Consider the following 25,980-nt stretch of genomic DNA (forward strand, 5'->3'; position numbering starts at 1 on the left):
CTAGTTCTCCTCTGGATTGTCACGATTCCCGTCGAACCGCGCCTGCAGCGCGGCCCACCGGGGGTCAATCGTCTCATGCCCGTGGTCGGGGCCGAGATCTGCCAGCCTGCCGCCGCAGTCGACGCACAGCCCGAGGCAGTCCGGCGAGCACAGCGGCACCTGCGGCAGCGCGAGCACGAGGGCGTCGCGCACCACGGGTTCGAGGTCGATCAGGTCGTCGTGGACCCGGCTGACCTCGTCCTCCTCGGTGGTCTCGTCGGTGGTGCTGTCGGGGTACGCGTACAGCTCCGTCAGCCCCACCTGGACGTCTGACGACAGCGGGTCGAGGCAGCGCGAGCACTCCCCCTCCACCGTCGTGGAAGCGGTGCCCGTGACGAGGACGCCCTCGACCACCGATTCGAGCAGGAGGTCGAGCTCGACCTCGCCGCCTTCGGGCACCGCGATCACACCGAGCAGACCGAGACCTTCAGCCGGAACCGTCCTGCGGTAGGCGCGGCTGGAGCCCGCGCGACGCCCGAGGTCCCTGGTGTCGATGACCCAGGGCCCTGGTGCTGTGGAACGCGCGTGCGCGCGGCTGTGTTCAGGCATGGTGATTCGGTGTGTCGAGCTCGGTGGTGCTGGTGGCTGCCGGGCGATCTGCCACGGCCAACCGCTCAAGAGTACGGGACAACCGGGGCCGTGGCGAAATCGGCAGGTCGGGGCGGTGCTAGTCCTGGTAGTCGTAGGGCGCGGTCGCGCTGGCGACGGCCGGGCCGCGCAGGTGCGAGCGCCCCTTGCCGACGCTGCGCAGGGTGTGCGCGAGCAGGTCCTCGAAGTCGGCGAGCTTGCCGTCGACGTACGCGTCGCACTCGCCGCGCAGCCGCATCGCCTCCGCCTGGGCGGCCTCCATGACGCGCGCGGACTCGACGTGCGCGGCCTGCACGACCTCGGTCTGGTCGACCAGCCGGGCCTGCTCGGCCCGCCCCTCCTCGATCGCGCGCTCGTAGTTGGCGCGCCCGGCCTGGACCATCCGGTCCGCCTCGGAGTGCGCCCGGCCCACCAGGTCCTCGTACTCCTGGCGCCCGGCGGCGACGGCCCGCTCGGCCTGCTCCTCCGCCTCGGCGACCAGGCGCTCGGCGCGCGCGCTGGCCTCGGACAGCATCCGCTCGGCCTCGTGCTGCGCCTCGGCGAGCATCCGGTCCGCCTCGGAGCGGGCCTTGCTGGTCGCCTGGTCGGCCTCGTGCTGCGCCTTGCCGACGAGCTCGTCGCGGTGGTCGAGCACGTCCTGCGCGTCGTCCAGCTCCGCCGGGATGGCGTCGCGGACGTCGTCGAGCAGTTCGAGCACGTCGCCCCTGGGGACCACGCACCCCGAGGTCATGGGCACGCCCCGCGCCTCTTCGACGATCGTGACCAGCTCGTCGAGGGCCTCGAACACCCGGTACACGTCACACTCCTCGCGCCACTGCCGATGTGCTCAACCTAGTGTGCCCTGCCCGTCACCGGGCGAGGGGGAGCGCGGTCGGGCGTGTCCGCACCCGAGCGGGTTCGGCGGAGGCGGTCCGGCGGGCGGGCCCGCCGGGTCAGCGGCGCTCGGCGAGGCGCTGGGTGAGCCTGGTCAGGATGCTGGGCGGGAGCAGGGTGGAGACGTCGCCGCCGTAGTTGGCGACGTCCTTCACCAGCGAGCTGGCCAGGAAGCTGTAGATGGGGTTCGTCGGCATGAACAGGGTCTCGACACCGGTGAGCTGGTGGTTCATCTGGGCCATCTGCAGCTCGTAGTCGTAGTCGCTGACCGCGCGCAGGCCCTTCACGATGGCCTGGATGTCGTTCTCCCGGCAGTAGTCGACCAGCAGGCCGTGCCAGGAGTCGACCCGCACGTTCGGCCACTGCGCGGTGACCTCGCGGAGCATCTCGGTGCGCTCCTCGACCGAGAACAGCGTCTTCTTGCTCTTGTTGATGAGCACCGAGACGACGACCTCGTCGAAGAGCCCGGCGGCTCTGCCGATGATGTCCAGGTGTCCGTTGGTGGCCGGGTCGTAGGAGCCGGGGCACACGGCACGCGTCATGGGCGGGACGGTAGCACCAGTGCCGATGTGCCCAGGGGCGTCGTGGGATGCGTCACCCGCGCGCCTGCGGGTGTTCGGCCCAGTGCAGTGCGGTGTCCCCGTATCGCTTGCCGCGCAACGGTTCCAACGGGCTCGGCCAGACGGGTTCGGGGCTGCGGGACGCGCGCTCGACCACCAGGAGGGTTCCGGGCGCGGTCCAGCCGTTCGCGACCAGGTCGGCGAGGACGCGGTCGAGCTGCTCGTCCGTGACGGCGTAGGGCGGGTCGGCGAGGACGACGTCGCACGGGCGCCCCGGCGGGGCGGCGACGACCGCCTCGGCCGGGCGGTGCAGGACGGTCGCGCCGGGCAGGCGGAGGGCGGCGGCGTTCGCGCGCAGGACGTCGGCGGCGCGGCGGTCGGACTCGACGAAGGTCGCGGTCGCCGCGCCCCTGGACAGGGCCTCGAAGCCGAGCGCGCCGGACCCGGCGTAGAGGTCGAGGACGTGCGCGCCGTCCAGGTCGAGGAAGGTCTCCAGCGAGCTGAAGAGGGCTTCCCGGACGCGGTCGGAGGTGGGGCGGGTGCCCTTGGGCGGCACCTGCAGGCGGCGTCCGCCCGCCGCGCCCGCGACGATCCTGGTCACGGGGGGAGTTTTCCAAACGGCCCCGCCGCGCCGTCCCGCAGGGTTCGCGGGCCGGCGCGGCGGGGCTTCAGCGGTTTTCCAGGTTCGGGGTCCCCCGGCTCAGAGCGCCTGCCACCAGCCGTCCACGGCGGGCGGGTTGGCGACGTCGATCCGCTCGCCCGGCTTCGGGACGGCCATCCGCACGTCGTGCGCCTTGGCCTCCCGCCACACCCGGTCCACCGGCTCGGACCAGTCGTGCAGCGCGAGGTTGAAGGTGGCCCAGTGCACCGGGATCAGCAGGCCGCCCCGGACGTCGCGGTGCGCGGCGACGCCCTGCTCGGGGGTCATGTGGATGTCGGGCCAGCCGGAGCCGTAGGCGCCGATCTGGACGAGCGCGGCGTCGAACGGGCCGTGCTCCTGGCCGATCTCGGCGTAGCCGTCGAAGTAGCCGGTGTCGCCGGTGTAGTAGACGCGGTGCTCGGGGCCCGCGATGACCCAGGACGCCCAGAGCGTGGTGTCGCGGGTGAGGCCGCGGCCGGAGAAGTGCTGCGCGGGCGTGGCGGTGAGGGTGATGCCCGCCACGCGGTGCGACTCGTTCCAGTCGAGCTCCACGATGCGGTGCTCGGGGACGTCCCAGCTGCGCAGGTGCGCGCCGATGCCGAGCGGGACGACGAACACGGCGGCGTGGTCGCGGGTGAGCGCGCGGACCGTGGGGAGGTCGAGGTGGTCGTAGTGGTCGTGGGAGATGACGACGGCGTCGATCCGGCCGAGCTCGTCCAGCTCGTGCGGGACGGCGTGCAGGCGGCGCGGGCCGACGACCTGGGACGGGGAGCAGCGGTCGCTCCAGATCGGGTCGATCAGGACGCGCGCGCCGTCGATCTCGACGAGCGAGGACGCGTGGCCGTACCAGGTGATGTGGAGGCCGTCGGCGGGCGCGTCGCGCCTCGGCGCCACCAGCGGCACGGGACCCGCTGGCTTGCGCTTGGTCTTGTCGCCGAACGCGAAGTCGCGGAGCGTCTCGGTGGCGCCGTCGGGCGGCATGGTGCTGGTGGTGGCGCGGTTGTGGAACTTGCCGTCGCGCCACTGGGGAGACCGGCGGACGCGCTCGTCCGGCCTGCCCCCCATGGCGGCGGGAACGTCGCGCGCGGCCCAGGCCAGCGCCCCGGCGGCTGCCGCGAACAGGAGTCCGGTCACCTTCTTCATGGCCGGTCCAACGGCGGGTCCGGGCGGAGAGTTCCCCGTTTTCGCGGGGGTGGGCGGGAGGTCACACGGGGACGTGGCCGGTGCCGGGGACCCACGCCTGCCAGTGGACGCAGGTGGGGCGCAGGCCGGTGGACATGAACTCCAGGACGGCGGACTCGACGGCGGCGACGGGGATCTCGGAGTGGGGCGGGAAGGGGGTGTCGGCGGCGAAGAAGTAGTAGACGACCTCGTCGGGGTTGCTGCCTTCGGGGGCGTGGGAGTGGAAGCCGTAGGAGGTGTCGTCGTCACCGGAGTGGTGCAGCACGCCCTTGTCGCCGTCGAGGCCCGCGTTCAGCTCGGGCCCCCAGTCGTCGCCTGCCAGGTAGAAGGTGGCCAGGTCGACGCTGCCCGCCGGGGAGGCGTCCCGCCACGCGGCGAACCAGGCCCGGACCTCGTCCGGGGTGTGCAGGAACAGCGGTTCCTTGCCGTGGTCGGGGCGGGTGTAGATCTTCAGGGCGTGGGGCACGGCAACTGCTCTCCTCCGTGGTAGGTCCTGCGGAAACCACTCGCTCCGAAAACGCTCAGCGCGCTGCCTGCGGGCAGGAGGACCGGCACCATCCGATCGCAGCTGAACATACCGTCGTCACAGGGGACGTGGTTGATGACGAGCGTCGCGCTCGTGATTCCGTTGGCCCTCATGTGCGCGGCGACCTTCATCTCGACGTCGGTCGCGCGCAGCGGGAAGCCGCGCGTCATCCCGAGCTCGCGAATCGTGCGGAGCACCAGTGCGAACCCCTCGTCCTTGCCGCTGATCGCCGAACGGGTCTTCCCGTCCGGCCCGAACCACCGCCCGTGGGTCTTCTGCCCCGCACCGGGCGTCACGGGCGGCGGCAGCTCGCGGCGCAATTCCTCGATCCGGTCCGGCGGCTCGGCCGGCTCGTCACCCGCACGGTCACTCCCTCCCCCGACCAGGTCGGCGACCACGTCGAGCACCAGCCCGACGCCGTCGGAGAGGGCGAGGGAGACCTCGTCGATCCCGCGCTCCACCTCGACCAGGCAGGCCAGCAACCCGGCCCACTCCGGGTCGTTCGACCCCGCCGAGACCCGTTCCCACCACTCCCGTGCCCACCGCACCCCGTCAACCGCCGACAGCAGCGCCACCCGGCACTCCGCAGCCCGCTCGCACACCGACTCCAACTCGTCGGCGACCGCCCCCAGCGACCCCATCGCACCTCCCCCACCAGGCACGATCCCAGTGCTGCGGCTTTGGGCCAACAACCTTCACCCGAAGCCGCGAACAGTCCGGAATCACCCGGCGGTCAGCAGGCGCCCATCACCGCCGTGCCGTCCCAGATGAGCCAGACGTCCTCGTGGAACTCGTCGCCGTCGCCCCGCTCCCTGCCCGACTCAGCCGCGTACAAGCCGAACGTGCAGCCGTGCGCGAGCAGCCGGGACACCGCCCAGGTCTTGAGGTCGGGTTCGGGGTCCTGCTCCGCGCGTTCGACCACGCGCCACTCCGGGCCGCCGTTCGAGGACTTGCGGACTTCCGAGAGTTGGACGACCGACCCCATGTTCATCACTCTCCGATGTTGTTCGTACACTTTCCGAACACGTGGACAATAACCTGTGCACACAAGTTGTGCGGGTCTCCCATTCGAGTGATTCCGGAGGACGCCGTGACCAACCCGCATCGCAGTGCCGCGCGCATCCAGGTGGCCACGACGTTGCGCAGGTTGCGCGAGGACAGGGGGTTGTTGCGGGAACGGGCCGCCGCCGTGCTCGTGTGCACCACCACGAAGATCGGGAACATCGAGACCGCCGCCAGCGGGGTCAAGCAGGCCGAGCTGGAGAAGCTGCTCGACCTCTACGAAGCCGACGACGCCACCCGCGAGGACCTCCTCGGGCTCAACAGCGAGGCCAACCGGCGTCGGCCCAAGAGCAAGTTGGGCGGGCAGATCTCGCCCTGGCTCCGGCGCATCCTGGACGTCGAGGCGATCGCCACCGAGGTCGTCTACTCGTCGTTCGAGCTCGTCCCCGCCGTCCTCCAGACCGAGGACTACGCCCGAACGCTGATCAGCGGTGCCGGGTTCGCGGGGGAGGTGCTGGAGAAGAACCTCCACCTGCGGATGGGGCGCAAGGCCCTGCTGACCGACCGGGAACCACCGCTGCGGCTGTGGGCCGTGCTCGCGGAACCGGCCTTGCGCGCGAACATCGGCGGACCGGACGTGATGCGCGGGCAGTTGTCGCACATCCTCGAGGTGACCGCGCTGGAGCACGTCAACGTCCAGGTCATGCCGCAGGGAGCGGGCGCGCACCCGCTGACCGGGACCACACTGAGCCTGTTCCGCCTGCCGGATAAGCTCCCCTCGCTGGTCAGCGTCGACACGCCGTACGGCGACCACTTCGTCGACCGGCCCGAGCAGGTGGACAGGACGAATCGCTGGTTCGAGTACACCCGCGCGAAGGCGATGGGCGTGGAGGAGAGCCGCGAGCTGATGGCCAGGATCTTGGAGGACACCGCATGACGCTCAAGGTGAACCAGTGGACCAAGTTCAGCGGCGGGGGTTCCAACTGCGTCGAGGTCATGCGCACCCCCGACGAGGTCCTGGTCCGCAACTCCCACCGACCCGACGAGGCCCCGCAGCGGTTCACGTTCGCCGAGTGGGAGTTCTTCACCGCGGGCGCGAAGCAGGGCGTGTTCGACCTCTGAAACCGGAAGGGCGGGCGCCCCGGCAAGGGGACGCCCGCCCGGAGGATCCCGGAATCGGCTACTCCAGCACCACCAGCAGGTCCCCGCCTTCGACCTGCTGCACGTTCCCCACCGCCAACCGCGCCACCCGCCCGGCCTTCGGCGCGGTGATCGCGGCCTCCATCTTCATCGCCTCGATCGTCGCCAGGGTCTGCCCCGCGTCGACCTCGTCGCCCTCCGCGACCGACGGCTGGACCACGCCCGAGAACGGGGCCGCCACGTGGTTCGGGTTGGCGCGGTCCGCCTTCTCCGCCGCCGGGACCTCCGCGGCGATCGAGCGGTCCCGCACCTGGATCGGGCGGAGCTGGCCGTTGAGGACCGCCATCACGGTGCGGACCCCGCGCTCGTCCGCCTCGCCGATCGCCTCGAGGCGGATCAGCAGGCGCACGCCCGGCTCCAGGTCCACCGGGTACTCCTCGCCCGGCCGCAGGCCGTAGAAGAAGTCCTTGCTGCTCAGCACGCTCGTGTCGCCGTACGCGTCCCGGTGCGCCAGGTACTCCTTGGTGGGCGCCGGGAACAGCAACCGGTTCAGGGTCGCGCGGGGCTTCTCGGCCAGGCCCTTGCGGTCCTCCTCGGTCAGCTCCGCGACCGCCTTCGGGGCCGCCCTGCCCTTCAGCGCCTTGCTGCGGAACGGCTCCGGCCAGCCGCCGGGCGGGTCGCCCAGCTCGCCGTGCAGGAAGCCGACGACCGAACCCGGCACGTCGAACCTGCCCGGATCGGCCTCGAACTCGGCCGGGCTCACGCCGGCGCCGACCAGGTGCAGCGCCAGGTCGCCGACCACCTTGGACGACGGCGTCACCTTCACCAGCCTGCCGAGCATCCGGTCGGCGGCGGCGTACATCGCCTCGATCTCCTCGAACTTCTGGCCGAGGCCGAGCGCCACCGCCTGGGTGCGCAGGTTCGACAGCTGGCCGCCGGGGATCTCGTGGCTGTACACCCGCCCCGTCGGGCCGGGGATGCCGGACTCGAACGGCGCGTACACCTTCCGCACCGACTCCCAGTACGGCTCCAGGTCGCACACCGCCGCCAGGTCCAGGCCGGTCGCGTGCGGGGTGTGGTCGGTCGCCGCCACGATCGCCGACAGCGGCGGCTGCGAGGTGGTGCCCGCCATCGACGCCGCCGCGCCGTCCACCGCGTCCACGCCGGACTGGATCGCCGCCAGGTACGTGGCCAGCTGGCCGCCTGCGGTGTCGTGGGTGTGCAGGTGCACCGGCAGGTCGAACTCGCTGCGCAGCGCGGTGATGAGCTTCGCGGCGGCGGGCGGGCGGAGCAGCCCGGCCATGTCCTTCACCGCGAGCACGTGCGCGCCCGCCGACACGATCTGCTCGGCCAGCCGCAGGTAGTAGTCGAGCGTGTAGAGCCGCTCGTCCGGGTTGGACAGGTCGGAGGTGTAGCAGAGCGCGACCTCGGCGACGGCCGTGCCGGTGGCGCGCACCGCCTCGATCGCGGGCCGCATCTGCTCGACGTCGTTCAGCGCGTCGAAGATGCGGAAGATGTCGATGCCGGTCGCGGTGGCCTCCTCGACGAAGGCGCTGGTCACCGCCTCGGGGTACGGCGTGTACCCGACTGTGTTGCGCCCGCGCAGCAGCATCTGCAGCGCGATGTTCGGCACCGCCTCGCGCAGCGCGGCCAGCCGCTCCCACGGGTCCTCGGCGAGGAACCGCAGCGCCACGTCGTAGGTCGCCCCGCCCCACGCCTCCAGCGACAGCAGCTCGGGCGTGAGCCGCGCGACGTGCGGCGCGACGGCCAGCAGGTCCTTGGTGCGCACGCGCGTGGCCAGCAGCGACTGGTGCGCGTCGCGGAACGTGGTGTCGGTGACGCCGACGCGCTCGCTGGAGCGCAGCCACCGCGCGAACCCCTCCGGGCCGAGCTGGTCCAGGCGCTGCTTGCTGCCGGGAGCCGGGTCGGCGGACAGGTCGACGGGCGGCAGCTTCAGCCTGGGGTCCACGGCGGACGGCCGGGCGCCGTTCGGCCGGTTCACCGTCACGTCGGCCAGGTACGTCAGCAGGCGCGTCCCCCGGTCCGCGGAGGAGCGCGCGGTCAGCAGGTGCGGGCGCTTCTCGATGAACGAGGTGGTGACGCGGCCCTCGTAGAAGTCCGGGTCGTCCAGCACCGCCTGCAGGAACGGGATGTTCGTGGACACGCCCCGGATGCGGAACTCGGCGACCGCGCGCCGGGCGCGGGCGACGGCGGCGGAGAACGTGCGGCCCCGGCAGGTCAGCTTGACCAGCATCGAGTCGAAGTGGGCGCTGATCGCGGTGCCGACGCCGGTGGTGCCGCCGTCCAGGCGCACGCCGGAGCCGCCGGGCGAGCGGTAGGCGCTGATCATGCCGGTGTCCGGGCGGAACCCGTTGGCGGGGTCCTCGGTGGTGATGCGGCACTGGAGCGCGGCGCCGCGCAGCTGCACGGTGTCCTGGCTCAGGCCCAGGTCCGCGAGGGTCTCGCCGGAGGCGATGCGCATCTGGGACTGCACGAGGTCGACGTCGGTGACCTCCTCGGTGACCGTGTGCTCGACCTGGATGCGCGGGTTCATCTCGATGAACACGTAGTTCCCGCGCGGGTCGAGCAGGAACTCGACGGTGCCCGCGTTGCGGTACCCGATGTGCCGCGCGAACCTGACCGCGTCGCCGCAGATCCGCTCGCGCAGCTCCGGCGGGAGGTTCGGGGCGGGCGCGATCTCGATGACCTTCTGGTGGCGGCGCTGCACCGAGCAGTCGCGCTCGAACAGGTGGATCACGCCGCCCTGCCCGTCCGCGAGGATCTGCACCTCGATGTGCCGGGGCTCGACCACGGCCTGCTCCAGGAACACCGTCGGGTCCCCGAAGGCGGACTCGGCCTCGCGGGACGCGGCCTCGATCGCCTCGCGCAGCGCGGCCGGGTCCTCGACGCGCCGCATCCCGCGCCCGCCGCCGCCCGCGACGGCCTTGACGAACACCGGGAAGCCGATGTCGTCGGCCGCCGCGAGCAGCGCGTCGACGTCGCTGGACGGGTCGCTGGACTTGAGCACGGGCAGCCCGGCGGCGCGGGCGGCGGCGATGGCGCTGGCCTTGTTGCCGGTCAGCTCCAGCACCTCGGTGGGGGGACCCACGAACGTGATCCCCGCGTCGGCGCAGGCCTTGGCCAGTCCGGGGTTCTCGGAGAGGAAGCCGTAACCGGGGTACACGGCGTCGGCGCCCGCCTTGCGCGCGGCCTTGATGACCTCGTCGACGGACAGGTACGCCCGCACGGGGTGGCCGGGCTCGCCGATCTCGTAGGACTCGTCCGCCTTCAGCCGGTGCAGGGAGTTGCGGTCCTCGTGGGGGAAGACCGCGACCGTGCCCGCGCCCAGCTCGTAAGCGGCGCGGAACGCCCGGATGGCGATCTCGCCGCGGTTGGCGACAAGTACCTTGCGGAACATTCTGCGTTCCTCCCGGTCACTCGATGGCAATCAAGGCACGCTACCGTGCGCGTCCCGCCAATCGGGAGATCCATCTCACGTGACGGACATCATTCCCACATGTCTCGACACGAGCCCGACCTGCGGTGATCCTCCCCCCTGCGAGGGACCCCCGCACCCGCTGTCCGGACGCGCGGTGATCGCCTTATAACGCTCGATCACGAAAAGATCACGTGCCGTTAGCTACATCGGGTGACAACTAGGGGGTCCGTCTCGGTAGTGTGGGAATTATGGCCGGGGCTGAAGGGACTGGGCAGCCTGCTGCCCGCACGCATTTCGACGTCGTCCTGCGCGGGTACAACCAGCGTCAGGTGAACGAGCGCGTCACGCGCTTGGAGTTCGACCTCAAGAACGCGGCGCGCGCGCACGACGCCGCGAACGCCCAGGTGGCGGAGCTGACGAAGCTCCTCACAGGCACCCGCGCCGAGCTGGACAAGGTCAAGGGCCAGTTGGCCAGCCTCGCCAACAGCCCGCTGAACGCCTCGAACGTCACCGAGCGCGTGCGGGTCATGATGACCTTGGCCGAGGAGGAGATCGCCGACATACGCCAGGCCGCGCTGACCGAGGCCAACGCGACCAGGGAGGACGCCTCCAGGGCCGCCGCCGAGGGGCAGGCCGCGCACCAGCGCGCGATGGCCGAGCTGGAGGCGCGCGGCAGGCAGCTGGAGGCCGCGCACATCCAGCGGACCACCGAGCTGGAGCGGCAGCACGAGGAGCGCAGGGCGGAGCTGGAGCGCGCGCACGAGGAGATGCGGCTCAAGCTGACCGCCGAGCACACCGGGCTGATGGCGGAGGCGCGCACGGAGCGCGAGCGGTCGGTCGCCGAGTTCGAGGCGAAGAACGCCGACCTGGAGCAGCGGCGGACCGAGCTGGAGCAGAAGTACAAGGTCTACCACGACGACCTCGACAAGGAGTACGACGAGCTGAAGACCGCGCTCCGCAAGGAGCACGAGCGGCACGTCGTCGAGGCGAAGGCGGAGGCGGCGAAGCTGCTGGCGTCGGCCAACGACGAGGCGGCGCGGTTGGTCGGCGGGGCCACCGAGGAGGCCGCGCGGCTCAAGGCCGAGTCGGACGCGCAGATCGCCGAGCTGGAGTCCGAGGCGCTCGGGAAGGCCGAGAAGACGGTCGCGGACGCGAACGCGCTCGCGGAGAAGACCGTGACCGAGGCCAACGAGCTGGCCGGGAAGACCGTGGCCGACGCGAACGCGCTGGCCGAGAAGACCGTGACCGAGGCGACGGCGCTCGCCGAGAAGACCGTCGCGGACGCCAACGCGCTGGCCGAGCAGACGACCACCGAGGCCGTCGAGGCGGCGGAGAAGCTGACGGCCGAGACGAACGCGGCGGCCGAGCGGACCGTGGCCGAGGCCAACGCGCTCGCGGAGAGGACCACGTCCGAGGCGACGGCGCTGGCCGAGAAGACGGTGGTCGAGGCCAACGCCGCCGCCGAGAAGGCGGTCGCCGAGGCCGAGGCCAAGGCCAAGCAGGTGCGGGACGACGCCGACTCGCACGCCACGCGGCGGATCGGCGAGGCGGACCGGAAGCTCGGTGAGCTCCGGGTGATGCACAAGTCGCTCAGCGAGCAGTTCACGGCGGCGCAGAAGGCCGTGCAGCAGGCGGTGTCGAGCCTGCCCCGGCTGGCGGAGGACCCGGAGGAGCCGCCCACCCGGCAGATCCCGAAGTCGCAGCTGCCCGCCACCTGACCCGGTGAGCGGTGGGAGCCCCGCACGGCCCGCGGCCTGCGGGGCTCCCGCGCGTCCGGGGGGCTGGGGGCGGGGTGGGCGCCCCCGAGCCGGACTACTGCGGGAGCTGGTCGGCGGGGACGACCTGGTCCGCGGGCGGGGTGGAGACGTCGACGTCCGCGCCCCAGTCGGCGAACCTCGTGGTGGAGCTGCGCACGTCCTTCCCGCCGAGCTCGAAGCGGAACCCGGCTTGGCTGGGCGCGCCGGTCTCGTCCACCACGACCTCGGCTCGGATCACCACGCCGTACTCGGCGAGCTGGGTGTGCTGGAGCTGGATGTCCGGGTCGGTGACCGCCTTGGCCATCTTCATCGGGTCCACGACCAGGTCGTAGCGGGTGCCCTCGGCCGTCTGCCGCTTGCCGACGATCATCGCGGCCCTGGGTTCGAGGTAGTCCAGCTCCGCGCCCACGACGGCGCTCGGGCCGAAGCCCCGGAGGAGGGCGTCGACCTCGGCGGAGTTCTGCTTGGTGTAGAAGCCCCAGGTCTTGCCCGCGGGCATGGGGGCGCCGTCGACGCTCACGTAGACGCCGTCCACCCCGCTGACGAGGCGGGTGACGGTGGGGGTGGCGCCGTTGGTCCGGACGTCCATGGTCATGGCGGAGGTGACCACGCCGTTCAGCCAGCGCGCCGACCCGGTGACCTGGCTGCGGACCTCGGTCCCCGCGCCGTCGCTGGCGAAGCCCTCGGTGCTGAACCTCGCCCTGCCCAGGGCCGCCACGCGGGCGTCGACCTTCTCGGCGAGCTGCGCCAGGTCCCCCTTGGGGAGGTCGGCGGAGGCCGGGGTGGAGGGGGCCGCGGTGGTGGACGGCGCGCCCGCGGAGCACCCGGTGACGACCAGGGCCAGTGCGGCGGCGGCAGCGGGGATCAGGCGGGAGTGGCGCACAGTCGCACGACACTACCCGCGGGCGCGTCAGGACCGCGTCAGGACCGGGACGGCGGCTAGGTCTTCTCCAGGTAGTCCGCGCGCTCCTCGTCCAGCACCCCGGCGAGGAGGGTGGCCAGTCCGGGGTGGGCGCCGAGGTCGGGATCGCGCTCGACGATCTCCTGCGCCACCACGCGCGCGGCCTCGATGGTGTCCTCGTCGCGCAGCAGGGAGAGCATCTTCAGGCCGCTGCGGGTCCCGGACTGGGCCGAGCCGAGGATGTCGCCCTCGCGGCGCAGTTCGAGGTCCAGCTGGGCCAGCTCGAAGCCGTCCAGGGTGGACTCGACGGCACGGAGGCGCTGCATCGTGGCGGAGGCGCCGGGCATCTCGCTGACCAGGAGGCACAGACCGGGGGCGCTGCCCCGGCCGACGCGGCCCCGCAGCTGGTGGAGCTGGCTCACGCCGAAGCGGTCCGCGTCCATGATGACCATGACGGTGGCGTTCGGGACGTTCACGCCCACCTCCACGACGGTGGTCGCCACGAGGACCTGGACCTCGTTGGCGGCGAAGGCGCGCATGACCGCGTCCTTGTCGTCGGGCGCGAGGCGGCCGTGCAGGATGTCGATGCGCAGGCCCTTCAGCGGGCCTGCCGCCAGGCGGTTGGCCACGTCCACGACCGCCAGGGGCGGGCGCTTGTCGGGGTCGCCCTTCTCCTTGGGCGGCTTGCCGTCCTCGTCCTCGCCGTCGCCGATCCGGGGGCAGACCACGTAGACCTGGTGGCCCTTGCCCACCTCCTCGTGGATGCGCTGCCAGGCGCGGTCCAGCCACTGGGGCTTCTCGGCGGTGGGCACGACCGAGGTCTTGATGGGCGAGCGCCCACCGGGGAGCTCGCGCAGCGCGGAGACCTCCAGGTCGCCGTAGACGGTCATGGCGACCGTGCGCGGGATCGGGGTCGCGGTCATGACCAGGACGTGCGGGACCGCGTTGCCGGGACGCGCGCTGAGGGCGGCGCGCTGCTCGACGCCGAAGCGGTGCTGCTCGTCCACGACCACCAGGCCGAGGTCCGCGAACGCGACCTTGTCCTGGATGAGGGCGTGCGTGCCCACGACGATCCCGGCCTCGCCGGTCATGATCTCCAGCAGGGCCTTCTTGCGCTGCGCGGCGGGCATGGAGCCGGTGAGGAGGGTGACGCGGGTGGCGTGCTCGGCGCCGCCCAGCTCGCCCGCCTGGCCGAGGTCGCCCAGGAGTTCGCGCAGGGAGCGGGCGTGCTGGGCCGCGAGGACCTCGGTGGGGGCGAGCATGGCGGACTGCCGCCCGGAGTCCACGACCTGGAGCATGGCGCGCAGGGCGACCATGGTCTTGCCCGAGCCGACCTCGCCCTGCAGGAGGCGGTTCATGGGCTGGGTCCCGGAGAGGTCCTCGGCGATGCGGTCGCCGACGGCCTGCTGCCCGGCGGTGAGCTTGAACGGGAGCCTGGCGTCGAAGGCGTCGGCCACCCGGCCCGCCACGCGCGGGCAGGCCGAGGCGGGGCGGGCGGTCGCGGAGTGGCGGCGCTGGGCCAGCGCGAGCTGCACGGCCAGGGCCTCGTCCCACTTGAGGCGCTGCTGGGCCACGGTCACGGCGGGCCAGCCGTCCGGGCGGTGGATGTCGCGGAGCGCCTTCTCCAGGGTGATCAGGCCCTCGGACTCGCGCAGCTCCTCCGGGAGCGGGTCCTCCTCGACGCCGTCCCAGACCGCCAGGACCTGCTCCACGCACTTGGCCACGTTCCAGGACTGGATGCCCTGGGCCGCCGGGTAGACGGGGATGAAGGCGTCCGCGAACTTCGACGCCGCCGCCGCGCCGCCCTCGTCGTCGGTGTCGGTGAGGCCGTCGATGATCTCGTAGTCGGGGTGGGCGAGCTGGAGCTTGCCGTTGAAGACGCCGACCTTGCCCGCGAACATGGCCTTGGTGTTGGGGAGCAGCTCGCGCTCGACCTTGCGGGAGCCGCGGCCGAAGAACACCAGGTGCAGCTCGCTGGTCCCGTCGGTGATGACCGCGTCGAGCATCTCGCCGCGCCGGGCGCGCATGTTCTTGAGGCGGGCGGACTTGACGCGGGCCTGCACGGTGACGTGCTCGCCGAGCTCCAGCCCGGAGATCTCGGTGAGCTTGCCGCGCTCGTCGTAGCGGCGCGGGTAGTGGCGCAGCAGGTCGCCGACGGTGGTCAGGCCGAGGCCGGTCTCCAGCGCGTCGGCGGTCTTCTGCCCCAGCAGCGGCACGAGGCTGTCGTCGAAGGTCGTCATCGCCTGCCCATTGAACTACTAGGCGCCGACAGTCGCGTCGGGGGCACGGCGCGGCTACTCGACGCCGACCACGAGCACCGCGCCGGGCAGGCCGCCGGGGTAGACGACCAGCTCGACCTCGGGGTGCGCGACGCGCAGGTGCGCCTCCAGCGCCTCGGCGAGGCCGTCCGGGGCGTCCTCGCCGAGCAGGGCGGTGACCAGCTCGCCGCCGGGCACGAGCATCAGGTCGACCAGGTCGCGGGCCAGGCCCGTGCGGTCGCCGGGGCCGGGCTCGACGTGCACGACCTCGCCGTCCAGCAGGGCCAGCAGGTCTCCGGGCAGGCAGCGGCCGACCCAGGTGATGGCCTCCTGGACGGCGTGGCCGATCTCGCCCCTGCGGGTCGCGGCGGCGGCCTCGGCCATCGCCACCACGTCGTCGTTCGCCCTGCGGGACGCGTCGTGCACGGCGAGCGCGGCGAGCGCCTGCACCGGCGAGGTCATGGGCACGACCACCGCGTCCTGCCCCGCGGCGACGGCCTGGGAGACCGCGTCGTCCACCTCGGACCGGAGGTCGGGGACGCCGGGCAGCACCACGACGTGCCGGGCGCGGGTGCCGGTGAGCACGGCGAGCAGGTCGGCCGGGTCCAGCGCGCCCGCGACGCGCAGCACGACCGCGCCCTCGCCCTCGAACAGCTCGGCCACGCCGTCGCCGCGCACCAGGGCGACCACCGCGCGGTCGCGGGTGAAGCGGTCCGCCTGGGCTGCGACCTGGTCGGCGAAGCGGGACACGGTGATGCGGTGCGGGCGGCCCGCCTCGACGCCCGCCTCGACGGCCGCGCCGATGTCGTTGCAGTGCACGTGGACGGTCCACAGGCCGTCGCCGTCGCCGACCACGGAGACGCAGTCGCCGAGCGCGCGCAGCGCGGTCCGCAGGGCGCGCGCCGCCTCCTCCTCGGCCGACCGGTCGGACCGGTCGGCGCCCGCGCCCGCCAGGCCGTCGATCAGGTACATGACCTCGTACTCGTACTCCGCCGAACCGGACTCGCGGGCGGTGGTGAGGGCGGCGGCCGGGCGCGGGACCCGGCTGGGCACGACGGGTTCGGGGACGTGCCCGGTCACCACGCCCGCCAGCGCGTCGAGCAGGACGACCAGGCCGCGCCCGCCCGCGTCGACCACGCCCGCGCGGGCCAGGACCGCCAGCTGCCTCGGGGTCTCGGCGAGCGCGGCGGCGCTCGCGCGGGAGGCGGCGGAGGCGACCTCGCCCAGCTCGTCGCTCGGGCAGTCGCGGGCGGCCTCGGCGGCGGCGTGCAGGACGGACAGGACGGTGCCCGGCGACGGGGCCGACACCGCCTCGGCGGCCAGCTCGTCGGCCCGCAGCAGCGCCTTGCGCAACGAGGCCCCGGTCGCCGTGGAGGCGGTGCCGACCGCCTCGGCCAGGCCCCGCAGCACCTGGGACAGGATCACGCCGGAGTTGCCGCGCGCGCCCGCGAGCGCGCCCTTGGCGAGCGCGCTGAGCGCCGTGCCCGCGCCGCTGGAGTTGGAGCGGAGCAGCGAGTCGAGCGCGCTGCGCATGGTCTGCAGGAGGTTCGTGCCGGTGTCGCCGTCGGCGACCGGGAACACGTTGATGCGGTCGATGTCCTCGCGGTGGGCGGCCAGCGACCGCACGCAGGCATCCGCCCAGCGGCGGATCGCGGAAGCGTCGAGGGCCTGCACGCTTCGAGCCTACTTAAGCCCCGGTTTGGTCACCCCACCCGCCACCGGCTACCCTGTCTAGGTTGCCATGCCCGGCTGAGGCTTGTGCACGCTTGCGCGCCCGCCGGGGCGTGAGTACCGCTGAGGAAACCTGAAGGAGTGGCTGACGTGGCTGCCGTGTGCGACGTCTGTGGCAAGGGGCCGGGCTTCGGCAAGTCGGTCTCGCACTCCCACCGGCGCACCAACCGCCGGTGGAACCCGAACATCCAGACCGTGCGCGCGAAGGTGTCGTCTTCGCAGCGCCAGCGGCTCAACGTGTGCACCTCGTGCCTGAAGGCGGGCAAGGTGGTGCGCGGCTGAGTGCTGCGCCCTGGATACGCGTAGAGCCCCGGACTCCTCGGAGTCCGGGGCTCAGTGCTTTTCACGGGGCGGTGCGGCGGGTCAGGCGAGGAACTCCAGCAGGCGTGCGGCGAGCCACTCCGGGTTGCCGTGGGCCAGCAGGTGGGCGGCGGTCGGGACGATGTCCGCCTGCACGTCGTGGGCGGCCTGGCGCGCGCCCGCCAGCAGGGGCTCCTGGGGCAGGCCGCGCTCGCCGTTGAGGACGAGCACGGGCATGGCCAGGGGCGGTGCGGCGCGGATCACCTCGGCGTCGTGGGCGAGGGTCGCGTAGTGCTGGAAACCGGCGCGCATCCCGCCCGGTGAGGAGTACTCGGCGAGGGTCTCCGCCGCGTCCGGGACGCCTTCCGGGGACATCCGCGACCAGACGCCGCCCAGGTAGGCGGCCTCCTTGCCCCGGGTGAGCAGCTCGGCGAGGTCGACCTGGGCGTGGAAGCCGAAGTGCCACCAGCCGTGCTCGGCCGCCGCCTCGGCCAGGCCGTAGCCGGGCAGGACGGACTCGGCCAGGACCAGGCGGCGCACCTCGGCGGGGTGCGCGGCGGCCCAGGCGTGGGCGACCATCGCGCCGATGTCGGAGCCGACCAGGTCGACCTCGCCGAGGCCGAGGCCGCGCAGGTCCTCGGCGACCTCGCGCTTGGTGTAGCCGGAGACCGGCCTGCCCGTGTCGCCGAGGCCGCGCAGGTCCGGGGCGACGACCGTGCGGCCCGCGGCGGCGAGCAGGGGCATCACCGGCTTCCACTCGCGCCAGGTGAGCGGCCAGCCGTGCAGCAGCACGACCACCGGGCCGGAACCGCCGACGACGTGGTGGACGCGGACGCCGTCGACGTCGGTGTGGCGGTGCTCGAAGCCGGGCATCCCGGCGACCGGGGTCACGCCGACCACGCGGCGCAGTAGGTGTCCACGTCGGCCAGGAGGCCCGCGCGGCGCGGGGTCCAGCCGAGGACTCGGCGGGCCTTCGCGCTGGTCATGACCTCGTCCTGGTCGGCGGCCTGGTCCAACCAGCCCGCCTCGGTGATGGGGGCGAGCTCGACCGGGCCCCGGTGGCCCGCCGCGCGCACGCACGCGGTGAACACCTCCAGCGCGGTGGGCGCGTCCTCCTCGCCGACGCAGAACACCTCGCCGTCCACCTCGGACAGGCGGTCCAGGACGGCGGTGAAGGCGTCGGCGAGGTCGTCCACGTGCACCCAGGTCCACGACTTGGCGGGGTCGCCGAAGAACACCGCGTTCCCGGCGCGCCCGGCCGCGAACCAGTTGCCGCTCTGCGAGGTCCGGGCGTCGCCGCCGTAGACGAAACCGGGGCGCAGCACGGTGTGCGGCAGGCCGGTGGCGGCCAGCTCGCGCTCCAGGTCGAAGCGGAAGGCCAGCGGGCTGTCCGGGTTGCCGGGGGTGGTCTCGTCGAGCACGGGGGCGTCGACGCGGCCGTAGCTGGAGCAGCCGGTGGTGTAGACCAGGTGCGGGGAGCCTGCGTCGAGCAGCTCGGCGAACAGGGCGCGGTCCGAACCGGCCGGGTCGCCGAGGTCCATCGCCAGGTGCACGACGGCGTCGACGCCGTCCAGGTGCGCCCGGTAGCTCGACGGGTCGCCGAGCTCGCCCGCGACGGGGATCACCTCGGCGGCGGCGAGCGCGCGGGCCCTGGGCGAGGCGGGGTCCCTGGTCAGGCCGAGGACGGTGTGGCCCGCGCGGCGCAGGGCGGGGGCGAGGCGGCTGCCGACGTAGCCGGTGGCGCCGATGACGAGGATCTGCACGGGGGGTCCCTCCGGTCAAAGTACTTGCCTGCGCAGCTAACTATATGCTCGCTTGCGCACGCAACCTCCTGCGGGCACGCTGGCCGCCATGGGTGAGGCGCGGGAGCTGTCGGCGGACGAGGACGCGCTGTGGCGCGCGCTGGGGCGGGCGGCGCACCTGCTGCCGCGCGTGCTGGACGAGGAGATGACCAGGGCGTCCGGCCTGTCGATGACCGAGTACGCGGTGCTGCTGGTGCTCGCGGAGGCGCCGGAGCGGCGGCTGCGGATGAGCGAGCTGGCGGCGGGGGTGGCCCTGTCGGGCAGCCGGATGACCCGCGTGGTGGACGCGATGGCGCGTCACGGGTTCCTGGAGAAGGAGAAGGCGCCCGGCGACGGGCGGGGCGCGGTGGCGGTGCTCACCGAGGCCGGGCTGGCGCGGCAGCGCGAGGCGGCGGGGCACCACCTGGCGATCGCGCGACGGCGGGTGGTCGACCTGGTCGACCCGGCGGACCTCGGCGCGGCGGCGCGGGTGCTGGCGGCGCTGGCCGAGCACGCGGCGCGCTGACCGGGGCGCGCCGACCGGGACTGCTGACCGGGACTGCCGACCGGGACTGCTGACGGGGGCGGGCGCGGTGGGCGGTCCACCGCGCCCGCCCACCGGTTACGGCAGCTTCCAGTCCACCGGCTCGGCGCCCTGCTGCTCCAGCAGCGCGTTCACCTTGCTGAACGGCTTCGAGCCGAAGAACCCGCCCGCGGCGGACATCGGGCTCGGGTGCACGCCCTCCACGCACGGGTAGGGCTCCAGCAGCGGCCGGAGGTTGCGGGCGTTGCGGCCCCACAGCAGGCCCACCAGCGGGACCCCGCGCGCGGCCAGCGCGCGCACCGCCTGCTCGGTCACCTTCTCCCAGCCCTTGTTCTGGTGGGAGTTGGAGTTGCGCGGCCGGACCGTGAGCACCCTGTTGAGCAGCAGCACGCCCTGCTCGGTCCACGGCGTCAGGTCGCCGTTGGACGGCATCGGGTGGCCGAGGTCGGTGCCCAGCTCCGCGAAGATGTTCTGCAGGCTCTTGGGGATGGGCCGGGTCTCCGGCGAGACCGAGAAGCTCAGGCCCACCGCGTGCCCCGGCGTCGGGTACGGGTCCTGACCCACGATCAGCACGCGCACGCCGTCGAACGGCTGCTTGAACGCCCGCAGCACGTTCTCCCCCGCAGGCAGGTAGGTGCGCCCCGCGGCGACCTCATCCCGGAGGAAATCCCCCATCTTGCTGATCTGGTCGGCCACCGGCGCGAGTGCCCGCGCCCAGCCCTCTTCGACGACTTCTTCCAAAGGACGTCCCACTGCGGCACCGTATCTCAGTCGAGTCGCCGGAGTTCCCGGTACGCGGCGATGTTCTGGACGTATTTGTCCACGATGAACGAGAAGGCGCCCTCGGGCACCTCGTGACCTTCGCGCACGCGCGCGGGAACGCCCAGCGCCATGGCCCGCGCGGGCACCCGGCCGTTGAACGAGAGCACCGCGCCCGCGCCGACGACCGCGCCGGTCTCGACCACGCTCCCGTTGAGCACCACCGATCCCGAGGCGATCAGGCAGCGGTCGGCGATCGTCGCGCCCTCGACGTGGGCGTTGTGCCCGATGACGCACTCGGCGCCGATCGTGGTGGGGTGCTCCTCGGTGCAGTGCAGCACCGACCCGTCCTGGACGCTGGTGCGCGCGCCGACCTCGATCCGCCCGTAGTCGCCGCGCAGCACGGCCCTCGGCCACACCGAGGCGAACGGGCCGAGGACGACGTCGCCGATGACGGTGGCGTCGGGGTGCACGTAGGCGTCGGGGTGGACGACGGGTTCGCGGTCGCCGAGGGCGTAGATGGCCACGGGGCCACGCTACCCAGCCCGGTCAGGTCCCGTCGGCCTCCGCGACGGCCCGGTCCGCGGCGCCGCGGACCGGGGCGGGGCGCAGCTCCTTGGCGAAGCACAGGCTGTTGGGCTCGCACCGGTACACGCCGAAGTTGGGGATGCGCTCGTACCCGGCGCGGGTGTAGAGCGCGATCGCCTCGGGCTGGAGGGTGCCGGTCTCCAGGACGAGCCTGCGCCTGCCCGCCGCCGAGGCGGCCTCCTCCAGCGCGGCGAGCACCAGCCGGGCGAGCCCGCGCCCGCGCGCGGACTCCACGACGTACATGCGCTTGAGCTCCGCGTCGCCGGGGACGACCGAGTCGAACGCGGTGTCGTGCGCGCGCCACCCGCCGCAGGCGACGGGCGCGCCGTCGAGGTAGCCGACCAGGAAGTGCCCGTGCGGCGCCGCGAACTCCTCGGGGTCGACCGGGGTGATGTCCTGGTCGCCGTAGCGGTCCACGTAGACCTGCTGCAGGTCGGCGATGAGCTTCGCCGCGTCTGGATGGTCATACGCGATCATGCATAGTTCCACATGGACCAGGGTACTAGCGCCAGTGCTCCCAGCCGGGGGGTTTCTCGTACCCGCGACCGTCCACGGTGACCCCGCCACCCGGTCGGACGCTGCCGATGACCTGCCAGCCGTCCGGGATCGAGCCCTGGTCGGGGAACGTCGCGGCCAGCGCGTGGTCCTCGCCGCCGGTGAGCACCCAGTGCCTGGCGTCGGCCCCGAGCGCGGAGGCGACGTCGAGCAGCCGGGGGTGCACCTGGAGCAGCTCGGTGCGGATGTCGATGCCCACCCCGGACTCGTCGGCCACGTGCCCGAGGTCGGCGAGCAGCCCGTCCGAGACGTCGATCATCGAGGTGGCCCCGGCCGCCGCCGCCTGCGGTCCGGCCGGGTAGGGGGGTTCGGGGTTCCGCTGCGCGCCGACCACCGCGACCGGCGAGCGGAAGCCCCTGCCGAGCACGGCGAGGCCCGCCGCCGCCCAGCCGAGCCTGCCGCAGACCGCGACGAGGTCGCCGACCCGCGCGCCCGAGCGGGTCACGGGTTCTAGCCCACCCATGTCCCCCAGCGCAGTAACGGAGATCACCAGCGTCGCGGAGCTGGTCATGTCGCCGCCCACGACGCCCGCGCCCGCGACCGCCGCCTCCTGCCACAGGCCGCTCGTGATGCCCTCCACGAGGGCGGTCGGGGTGTCCGCCGGACAGGCGATCCCGATCAGCAGCGCGGTGGGCTTCGCGCCCATCGCGCACACGTCGGAGAGGTTCACCGCGGCGGCCTTCCTGCCCACCTGCTCGGGGGAGGACCAGTCGAGTCTGAAGTGGACGCCGTCGACCAGCACGTCGGTCGACACCACCACGCGGCCGTCGGAGACGGCGACGACGGCCGCGTCGTCACCGGGCCCGAGGAGCGTGGTGGGTGGCTGGGTCCGGCCCGCCGTCACTCGGCGGATGAGACCGAACTCACCCACTTCAGCGACCGTATCCGCGTGGGACGGCGGCTCCGGACGCACGATTGCCTCCCGTTCTGAGCATTCGGAACCCCGACTGGGGTACGTTGCTGACCACGTTCCTACCCCGACCTAACCTTGCACGACGAAGGGGCACGCCGTGGTGCACGCATACATCCTCATCCAGACCGAGGTCGGGAAGGCCGCCGCGGTGGCTGCTGAGATCTCCGGAATGCCCGGCGTGGTCACCGCCGAGGACGTCACCGGCCCGTACGACGTGGTCGTCCGCGCCGAGGGCGAGACCATGGACGAGCTCGGCGAGCTGGTGATCACGAAGGTCCAGGCCGTCGACGGCATCACCCGAACCCTGACCTGCCCGGTGGTGCGCGTCTAGGCGCGTGCTGTCATAGCGGCGTGGCTCAGGAACCGGAACCGACACCCGCGCTGCCCCGTCCGCTGCTCGTGGTGGCCGTCGGGCTGCCCGCGCTGCTCGCCGCGGGCGTCGCGGCGGCGGGGCTGTTCTTCGGCGCGGGGGTGAAGGACGACCCGGTGGCGGACACCACCGCGCCGGACCGGAGCGGGCCGCTGGCGCTCGTTCCGGTGCCCGCCGCGGCCGCCGGGTCCGAGGAGTGCGCGGCGCTGCTGAGCGGGCTGCCGATGAAGCTGGTGTCCAACGGGGTCACGCTGCCCCGGCGCGAGCTCGCCGCCCCCGCGCCCGCGGGCGCGGTGGCGTGGGGCGACGCGGAGCACGACCCGGTGGTGCTGCGGTGCGGGCTGGACCGGCCCGCCGAGCTGAAGCCGGACTCGCGGCTGCGGTCGATCTCGGACGTGCAGTGGATCGAGGTGTCCGAGGGCGGGTCCACGACGTGGTTCGTCGTGGACCGCCCGGTGTACGTGGCGCTGACCGTGCCGTCCGACTCGGGGACGGGGCCGCTGCAGGACGTGTCGACGACGGTGCGGGACTCGTTGGCCGCGCGGCAGGTGGACACGGCAGGGCCGAACTGACCCTGGTTCCGCGCGGGCCGGGGTGGTCCCCGGCCCGGCCGGACCGGCGGGTCAGCGCAGGCCGGTGCCGCGCGCGATCGCGGTCTCCACGAGGGTGGTCAGCAGGTCGCGGTAGCTGGTGCCGGTGACCTCCCACATGCGCGGGTACATCGAGATCGGCGTGAAGCCCGGCATGGTGTTGATCTCGTTGACGACCAGGCCGCCGTCCTCGGTGACGAAGAAGTCGACGCGGGCCAGGCCCTGGCAGTCCAGCGCGCGGAACGCCTCGACGGCCAGCGCGCGCAGCCGCTCGGTGGTGTCGTCCGCCAGCTTCGCGGGGATGTCGAACTCGCAGACGTCGTCCAGGTACTTGGCGTCGAAGTCGTACCAGTCGACGCCGCCGCCGACCACGCGCAGCTCGGCGGGCAGCGAGGCCTCGACGCGGCCGTCGGGCAGCTCCAGGACGCCGCACTCGACCTCGCGGCCGGTGACGGCGGCCTCGATGATGACCTTGGGGTCGGTCTGGCGGGCGAACGCGATGGCGGCGTCCAGGTCGGCCCAGTCGGTGACCTTGGTGATGCCGACCGAGGAGCCCGCGCGGGCGGGCTTGACGAACAGCGGCAGGCCGAGGCGGTCGCGGTCGGCCTCGCCCAGCGTGGCCTGGTCGCGGCGGAGCACGGCGAAGCTGCCGACCTCCAGGCCCGCGGCGCGCAGGATGGTCTTGGTGAACTCCTTGTCCATCGCCGCCGCGCTGGCGAGGACGCCGGGGCCGACGTAGGGCAGGTCGGCGAGCTCCAGGAGGCCCTGGACGGTGCCGTCCTCGCCCCAGGCGCCGTGCAGCAGCGGGAAGACGACGTCGACGCCGTCGAGCGCGGAGTCGGGGCTGACGGTGGTCAGCTCTCCGCCGGAGACGGGCACGAGCGCGTCGACCGTGGGCATCTGCCGGTCGCGGATCTCCAGCGCGGTGTGGTCGCCGGAGCCGACGACCCAGGCCCCCTGCCGGGTGATGCCCACGGGGACGACCTCGAACCGCTCGCGGTCCAGGTGGGCGAGGACACTGCCTGCGGAAACGCAGGAGACGGTGTGCTCGCTGCTGCGCCCGCCGAACACCACGGCGACCTTGGTCTTGCGCTGAGTCATGCGCGGACCTTACCCGGATGGCGTACGGGGTCAGCCTGCCAGCGGACGGAGAGTCGTTCCCGTCACGTTCGGGCAACCTGAAGCCTATTCGTGTTTTTTCGGCGCGGTGATCGGGAGGTCCGCGCAGGCCGGGACGGGGTGGGCGCGCGGGGCGGTCCGGGCGGGTGACGCGGGTCGGGGACGGGCGCCGGCACCCGGTCGGGCGCGCCGAGGGGTGGGTGAGCGCGGAACGGGGTGTGACACGTCATTCGGATGGTGGTCAACCGTTCGAGCCAGGGGTGGCGGACCGCTCCCCCAGCGCGCCCGCGCCCGCCCGCTCGGCCGATCTTCACCCCTCCGGGAGCTCAAGTTCCGCCGCGTCCCAGCCGCCCCCCGCACCCCGGTCCACGGGCTGGGACGGGCTTGCCGCTCGGGGCCGCGCGCTGCCACCCTCGTCGGCATGTCCTTCCGCGCCATGATCGACGGGCGGGGTCACATCGACCTCGGCCTGGTCGCCAGCGCGCTCTGTTCTCCTCGGTGATCTTCCCGCCCGTCCTCGGCCGCTGACCGCTTCGCCCGGTCGCGCCGCTCGCGCACCGAACTCCCGAGAAGGAACCATGTTCGCCGTTCCGGAGAACACGATCGCCCTGCCCGAGACCCGCGCCGTGCCGCACCCCGTGCGCGTCGCGCTCGCCTTCGCCGCCCGCCGCGAGCGGTGGGCCCACCTGCTCCGCTACGACCCCGACCACCGGTTCGCCACCCTCGTCGAGGGCTCCGGCGACCAGGAGGTGTGGCTGATGAGCTGGCTGCCCGGCCAGCGCACCGACCTGCACGACCACGGGCTGACCTCCGGCGCGTTCACCGTGGTGAGCGGCTCGCTCACCGAGGTGGTCGGCTCCGGCGCGAGCCAGGCGCTGCACCACCTGCGCGCGGGGCAGTCCCGCGTGTTCGGCCCGGACTACGCGCACCAGGTGCGCAACGACGGGACCGACCCGGCGGTCACGCTGCACGTGTACCGCGACGGCGGCCGGACCATGCGCCCGGTCCGCTACACCCCGATCCCGGAAACCCCCGCGACCTCCTGACCGCCTCCTGCTGACCGCCTCCTGACGAGCGAAGCGGACCGCCCCCGACCGGATCACCGGTCGGGGGCGGTCCGCGCTCGGCGCCGGTTCAGGCGCGCTTGGCCACGTGCTCGGGCACCTCGAACCCCTCGGGCAGCTGCGGGCACGGCTCCGGCTCGCCCCAGGACGTCGTCAGCGGCAGCACGCCCGCCCACACCAGGCCTGCCTCGACGTCCTCCGGCTCGTCCCCCGGCGGGCCGGTGCGGATCTTCACCGACGCCTCCGCCAGGTCCACCGCGAGCACCCGCGTCGCCGCCAGCTCCTTGCGGTTGGGCTCGCGCACCACGTCCCACGAGCCGGGGGCCAGGTGCTCGGTCAGCACGCGCAGCCCGTGCAGCTTGCGCTCCGGGTCGTCCACCTGCACCGCCGTGCCGTGGACGACCGCGCTGCGGTAGTTCATCGAGAAGTCGAACGCCGAGCGCGAGTAGACGACGCCGTCCAGGAGCGTCACCGCCAGGCACACCGGCACCCCCTCGGCCGCCTCGCGCAGCGAGCGGGCCCCGGTGGAGCCGTGCAGGTACAGGGTGTCGCCGTCGCGGCCGTAGCCGGTGGGGAGCACGAGCGGGGCGCCGTCGACCACGACGGCGAGGTGGCAGACCAGTCCCGCGTCCAGCACGGCGTGCAACGCGCTCCGCTCGGGCACGGACCGCTTCGCGCCCCGCTTGATGGTGCTGCGGGGAGTGGTTTCCAGCGTCATGCCGCTTATGATCGGCAGGAAGTGGCACCCTCTCAAGTGCCAA

At 73.2% G+C, this 25,980-nt stretch carries 28 protein-coding genes; 8 read left to right on the forward strand and 20 right to left on the reverse strand.

The genetic code is table 11. From position 1 onward, the window contains the following. The 8 genes from CNX65_RS29295 to CNX65_RS29330 all read right to left on the reverse strand — a co-directional run bounded on the left by CNX65_RS29295 (position 1) and on the right by CNX65_RS29330 (position 5,393). Entirely contained in the window at positions 1-588 is a 588-nt protein-coding gene (locus CNX65_RS29295; protein WP_096496628.1) for a YceD family protein, read from the reverse strand. 118 nt (positions 589-706) lie between these two features. Further along, positions 707-1,423: a DivIVA domain-containing protein gene (locus CNX65_RS29300; RefSeq protein WP_096496629.1), complete on the reverse strand. Its 717-nt coding sequence runs from the start codon at positions 1,421-1,423 to the stop codon at positions 707-709. 136 nt (positions 1,424-1,559) lie between these two features. Then, positions 1,560-2,042: a pantetheine-phosphate adenylyltransferase gene (gene coaD / locus CNX65_RS29305; protein ID WP_015804661.1), complete on the reverse strand. Its 483-nt coding sequence runs from the start codon at positions 2,040-2,042 to the stop codon at positions 1,560-1,562. A gap of 52 nt (positions 2,043-2,094) precedes the next feature. After that, entirely contained in the window at positions 2,095-2,661 is a 567-nt protein-coding gene (rsmD, locus tag CNX65_RS29310; RefSeq protein ID WP_096496630.1) for a 16S rRNA (guanine(966)-N(2))-methyltransferase RsmD, read from the reverse strand. 99 nt (positions 2,662-2,760) lie between these two features. Next, positions 2,761-3,843: an MBL fold metallo-hydrolase gene (locus CNX65_RS29315; RefSeq protein ID WP_096496631.1), complete on the reverse strand. Its 1,083-nt coding sequence runs from the start codon at positions 3,841-3,843 to the stop codon at positions 2,761-2,763. Positions 3,844-3,904: 61 nt separating this feature from the next. Further along, on the reverse strand, positions 3,905-4,348 hold the full coding sequence (locus tag CNX65_RS29320) for an Imm1 family immunity protein (protein ID WP_157767895.1): 444 nt from the start codon (positions 4,346-4,348) through the stop codon (positions 3,905-3,907). Beyond that, positions 4,333-5,049, reverse strand: a complete 717-nt coding sequence (locus CNX65_RS29325; protein WP_096496633.1) for a DddA-like double-stranded DNA deaminase toxin — start codon at positions 5,047-5,049, stop codon at positions 4,333-4,335. Before CNX65_RS29325 ends, CNX65_RS29320 begins: the two co-directional genes overlap by 16 nt. A 92-nt stretch (positions 5,050-5,141) precedes the next feature. Then, on the reverse strand, positions 5,142-5,393 hold the full coding sequence (locus tag CNX65_RS29330; protein ID WP_096496634.1) for a hypothetical protein: 252 nt from the start codon (positions 5,391-5,393) through the stop codon (positions 5,142-5,144). A gap of 105 nt (positions 5,394-5,498) precedes the next feature. Here CNX65_RS29330 and CNX65_RS29335 point away from each other — a divergent pair, with 105 nt between their 5' ends. Next, positions 5,499-6,347 (forward strand): helix-turn-helix domain-containing protein, encoded by an 849-nt coding sequence (locus CNX65_RS29335; RefSeq protein WP_157767896.1) that lies wholly within the window; start codon positions 5,499-5,501, stop codon positions 6,345-6,347. After that, positions 6,344-6,532, forward strand: a complete 189-nt coding sequence (locus CNX65_RS29340; protein WP_096496636.1) for a DUF397 domain-containing protein — start codon at positions 6,344-6,346, stop codon at positions 6,530-6,532. Before CNX65_RS29335 ends, CNX65_RS29340 begins: the two co-directional genes overlap by 4 nt. Before the next feature lie 58 nt (positions 6,533-6,590). On the opposite strand, the gene CNX65_RS29345 is transcribed toward CNX65_RS29340, so the two are convergent. Then, positions 6,591-9,968 (reverse strand): pyruvate carboxylase, encoded by a 3,378-nt coding sequence (locus CNX65_RS29345; protein WP_096496637.1) that lies wholly within the window; start codon positions 9,966-9,968, stop codon positions 6,591-6,593. A gap of 269 nt (positions 9,969-10,237) precedes the next feature. Between CNX65_RS29345 and CNX65_RS29350 the strand changes: the two genes are divergently transcribed. Then, positions 10,238-11,707 carry a coiled-coil domain-containing protein gene (locus tag CNX65_RS29350; RefSeq protein ID WP_096496638.1) on the forward strand — a complete coding sequence of 490 codons (1,470 nt, stop codon included), beginning with the start codon at positions 10,238-10,240 and terminating at the stop codon, positions 11,705-11,707. A 94-nt stretch (positions 11,708-11,801) separates the two neighbouring features. Here the strand turns inward: CNX65_RS29350 and CNX65_RS29355 are convergent, their stop codons facing one another. The 3 genes from CNX65_RS29355 to CNX65_RS29365 are packed head-to-tail and all read right to left on the reverse strand — an operon-like array spanning position 11,802 to position 16,579. Next, on the reverse strand, positions 11,802-12,629 hold the full coding sequence (locus tag CNX65_RS29355) for a hypothetical protein (RefSeq protein ID WP_096496639.1): 828 nt from the start codon (positions 12,627-12,629) through the stop codon (positions 11,802-11,804). A gap of 56 nt (positions 12,630-12,685) precedes the next feature. Then, positions 12,686-14,887: an ATP-dependent DNA helicase RecG gene (gene recG, locus CNX65_RS29360; RefSeq protein WP_096496640.1), complete on the reverse strand. Its 2,202-nt coding sequence runs from the start codon at positions 14,885-14,887 to the stop codon at positions 12,686-12,688. A 54-nt stretch (positions 14,888-14,941) separates the two neighbouring features. After that, positions 14,942-16,579 carry a DAK2 domain-containing protein gene (locus CNX65_RS29365; protein ID WP_096496641.1) on the reverse strand — a complete coding sequence of 546 codons (1,638 nt, stop codon included), beginning with the start codon at positions 16,577-16,579 and terminating at the stop codon, positions 14,942-14,944. 147 nt (positions 16,580-16,726) lie between these two features. On the opposite strand from CNX65_RS29365, the gene rpmB reads away from it, so the two are divergent. Then, a complete protein-coding gene (gene rpmB, locus CNX65_RS29370; protein WP_015804671.1) occupies positions 16,727-16,918 on the forward strand; it encodes a 50S ribosomal protein L28 in 192 nt (63 codons plus the stop codon). An 81-nt stretch (positions 16,919-16,999) separates the two neighbouring features. Here rpmB and CNX65_RS29375 read toward each other — a convergent pair whose 3' ends face one another. Continuing rightward, positions 17,000-17,836, reverse strand: a complete 837-nt coding sequence (locus CNX65_RS29375; protein WP_096496642.1) for an alpha/beta fold hydrolase — start codon at positions 17,834-17,836, stop codon at positions 17,000-17,002. Beyond that, a complete protein-coding gene (locus tag CNX65_RS29380) occupies positions 17,824-18,699 on the reverse strand; it encodes an NAD-dependent epimerase/dehydratase family protein (protein ID WP_096496643.1) in 876 nt (291 codons plus the stop codon). Before CNX65_RS29380 ends, CNX65_RS29375 begins: the two co-directional genes overlap by 13 nt. Before the next feature lie 88 nt (positions 18,700-18,787). Between CNX65_RS29380 and CNX65_RS29385 the strand changes: the two genes are divergently transcribed. Further along, the gene (locus CNX65_RS29385; RefSeq protein ID WP_096496644.1) at positions 18,788-19,243 is read left to right on the forward strand and encodes a MarR family winged helix-turn-helix transcriptional regulator; all 456 of its coding nucleotides are present in this window, start codon (positions 18,788-18,790) and stop codon (positions 19,241-19,243) included. Between the two features lie 96 nt (positions 19,244-19,339). On the opposite strand, the gene CNX65_RS29390 is transcribed toward CNX65_RS29385, so the two are convergent. Genes CNX65_RS29390 through CNX65_RS29405 form a run of 4 tightly spaced genes read right to left on the reverse strand, consistent with a single transcriptional unit; the run spans position 19,340 to position 22,076 of the window. Next, a complete protein-coding gene (locus tag CNX65_RS29390) occupies positions 19,340-20,014 on the reverse strand; it encodes a uracil-DNA glycosylase (RefSeq protein WP_096496645.1) in 675 nt (224 codons plus the stop codon). A gap of 14 nt (positions 20,015-20,028) precedes the next feature. Next, positions 20,029-20,547 carry a gamma carbonic anhydrase family protein gene (locus CNX65_RS29395; RefSeq protein WP_096496646.1) on the reverse strand — a complete coding sequence of 173 codons (519 nt, stop codon included), beginning with the start codon at positions 20,545-20,547 and terminating at the stop codon, positions 20,029-20,031. A gap of 22 nt (positions 20,548-20,569) precedes the next feature. Next, the gene (locus tag CNX65_RS29400; RefSeq protein ID WP_177154435.1) at positions 20,570-21,085 is read right to left on the reverse strand and encodes a GNAT family N-acetyltransferase; all 516 of its coding nucleotides are present in this window, start codon (positions 21,083-21,085) and stop codon (positions 20,570-20,572) included. A 25-nt stretch (positions 21,086-21,110) separates the two neighbouring features. Continuing rightward, positions 21,111-22,076, reverse strand: a complete 966-nt coding sequence (locus CNX65_RS29405) for a thiamine-phosphate kinase (protein WP_096496648.1) — start codon at positions 22,074-22,076, stop codon at positions 21,111-21,113. A gap of 97 nt (positions 22,077-22,173) precedes the next feature. On the opposite strand from CNX65_RS29405, the gene CNX65_RS29410 reads away from it, so the two are divergent. Beyond that, entirely contained in the window at positions 22,174-22,407 is a 234-nt protein-coding gene (locus CNX65_RS29410) for an Lrp/AsnC family transcriptional regulator (RefSeq protein ID WP_015804678.1), read from the forward strand. A gap of 20 nt (positions 22,408-22,427) precedes the next feature. Next, positions 22,428-23,018 carry a DUF3515 domain-containing protein gene (locus tag CNX65_RS29415; RefSeq protein ID WP_232520055.1) on the forward strand — a complete coding sequence of 197 codons (591 nt, stop codon included), beginning with the start codon at positions 22,428-22,430 and terminating at the stop codon, positions 23,016-23,018. Positions 23,019-23,069: 51 nt separating this feature from the next. Here CNX65_RS29415 and CNX65_RS29420 read toward each other — a convergent pair whose 3' ends face one another. Continuing rightward, the gene (locus CNX65_RS29420) at positions 23,070-24,137 is read right to left on the reverse strand and encodes a D-alanine--D-alanine ligase family protein (protein ID WP_096496650.1); all 1,068 of its coding nucleotides are present in this window, start codon (positions 24,135-24,137) and stop codon (positions 23,070-23,072) included. Between the two features lie 596 nt (positions 24,138-24,733). Here CNX65_RS29420 and CNX65_RS29425 point away from each other — a divergent pair. Beyond that, entirely contained in the window at positions 24,734-25,201 is a 468-nt protein-coding gene (locus tag CNX65_RS29425) for a cysteine dioxygenase (protein ID WP_096496651.1), read from the forward strand. A gap of 88 nt (positions 25,202-25,289) precedes the next feature. Here CNX65_RS29425 and CNX65_RS29430 read toward each other — a convergent pair whose 3' ends face one another. Next, positions 25,290-25,937 carry a pyridoxamine 5'-phosphate oxidase family protein gene (locus CNX65_RS29430; RefSeq protein WP_096496652.1) on the reverse strand — a complete coding sequence of 216 codons (648 nt, stop codon included), beginning with the start codon at positions 25,935-25,937 and terminating at the stop codon, positions 25,290-25,292. Between the last annotated feature and the right edge of the window lie 43 nt (positions 25,938-25,980).

Origin of the sequence: Actinosynnema pretiosum, assembly GCF_002354875.1 — a bacterium.
GTDB classification, from domain to species: domain Bacteria; phylum Actinomycetota; class Actinomycetes; order Mycobacteriales; family Pseudonocardiaceae; genus Actinosynnema; species Actinosynnema auranticum.

Excerpts from the sequence above, each read along its gene's own strand:
- CNX65_RS29425 (WP_096496651.1), top strand. The coding sequence starts at position 24,734 with ATGTTCGCCGTTCCGGAGAACACGATCGCCCTGCCCGAGACCCGCGCC.
- CNX65_RS29430 (WP_096496652.1), bottom strand. The coding sequence starts at position 25,937 with ATGACGCTGGAAACCACTCCCCGCAGCACCATCAAGCGGGGCGCGAAG.
- CNX65_RS29295 (WP_096496628.1), bottom strand. The coding sequence starts at position 588 with ATGCCTGAACACAGCCGCGCGCACGCGCGTTCCACAGCACCAGGGCCC.
- CNX65_RS29420 (WP_096496650.1), bottom strand. The coding sequence starts at position 24,137 with ATGACTCAGCGCAAGACCAAGGTCGCCGTGGTGTTCGGCGGGCGCAGC.
- CNX65_RS29325 (WP_096496633.1), bottom strand. The coding sequence starts at position 5,049 with ATGGGGTCGCTGGGGGCGGTCGCCGACGAGTTGGAGTCGGTGTGCGAG.
- CNX65_RS29330 (WP_096496634.1), bottom strand. The coding sequence starts at position 5,393 with ATGGGGTCGGTCGTCCAACTCTCGGAAGTCCGCAAGTCCTCGAACGGC.
- CNX65_RS29400 (WP_177154435.1), bottom strand. The coding sequence starts at position 21,085 with ATGATCGCGTATGACCATCCAGACGCGGCGAAGCTCATCGCCGACCTG.
- recG (WP_096496640.1), bottom strand. The coding sequence starts at position 14,887 with ATGACGACCTTCGACGACAGCCTCGTGCCGCTGCTGGGGCAGAAGACC.
- CNX65_RS29315 (WP_096496631.1), bottom strand. The coding sequence starts at position 3,843 with ATGAAGAAGGTGACCGGACTCCTGTTCGCGGCAGCCGCCGGGGCGCTG.
- CNX65_RS29345 (WP_096496637.1), bottom strand. The coding sequence starts at position 9,968 with ATGTTCCGCAAGGTACTTGTCGCCAACCGCGGCGAGATCGCCATCCGG.
- CNX65_RS29350 (WP_096496638.1), top strand. The coding sequence starts at position 10,238 with ATGGCCGGGGCTGAAGGGACTGGGCAGCCTGCTGCCCGCACGCATTTC.
- CNX65_RS29385 (WP_096496644.1), top strand. The coding sequence starts at position 18,788 with ATGGGTGAGGCGCGGGAGCTGTCGGCGGACGAGGACGCGCTGTGGCGC.
- CNX65_RS29340 (WP_096496636.1), top strand. The coding sequence starts at position 6,344 with ATGACGCTCAAGGTGAACCAGTGGACCAAGTTCAGCGGCGGGGGTTCC.
- coaD (WP_015804661.1), bottom strand. The coding sequence starts at position 2,042 with ATGACGCGTGCCGTGTGCCCCGGCTCCTACGACCCGGCCACCAACGGA.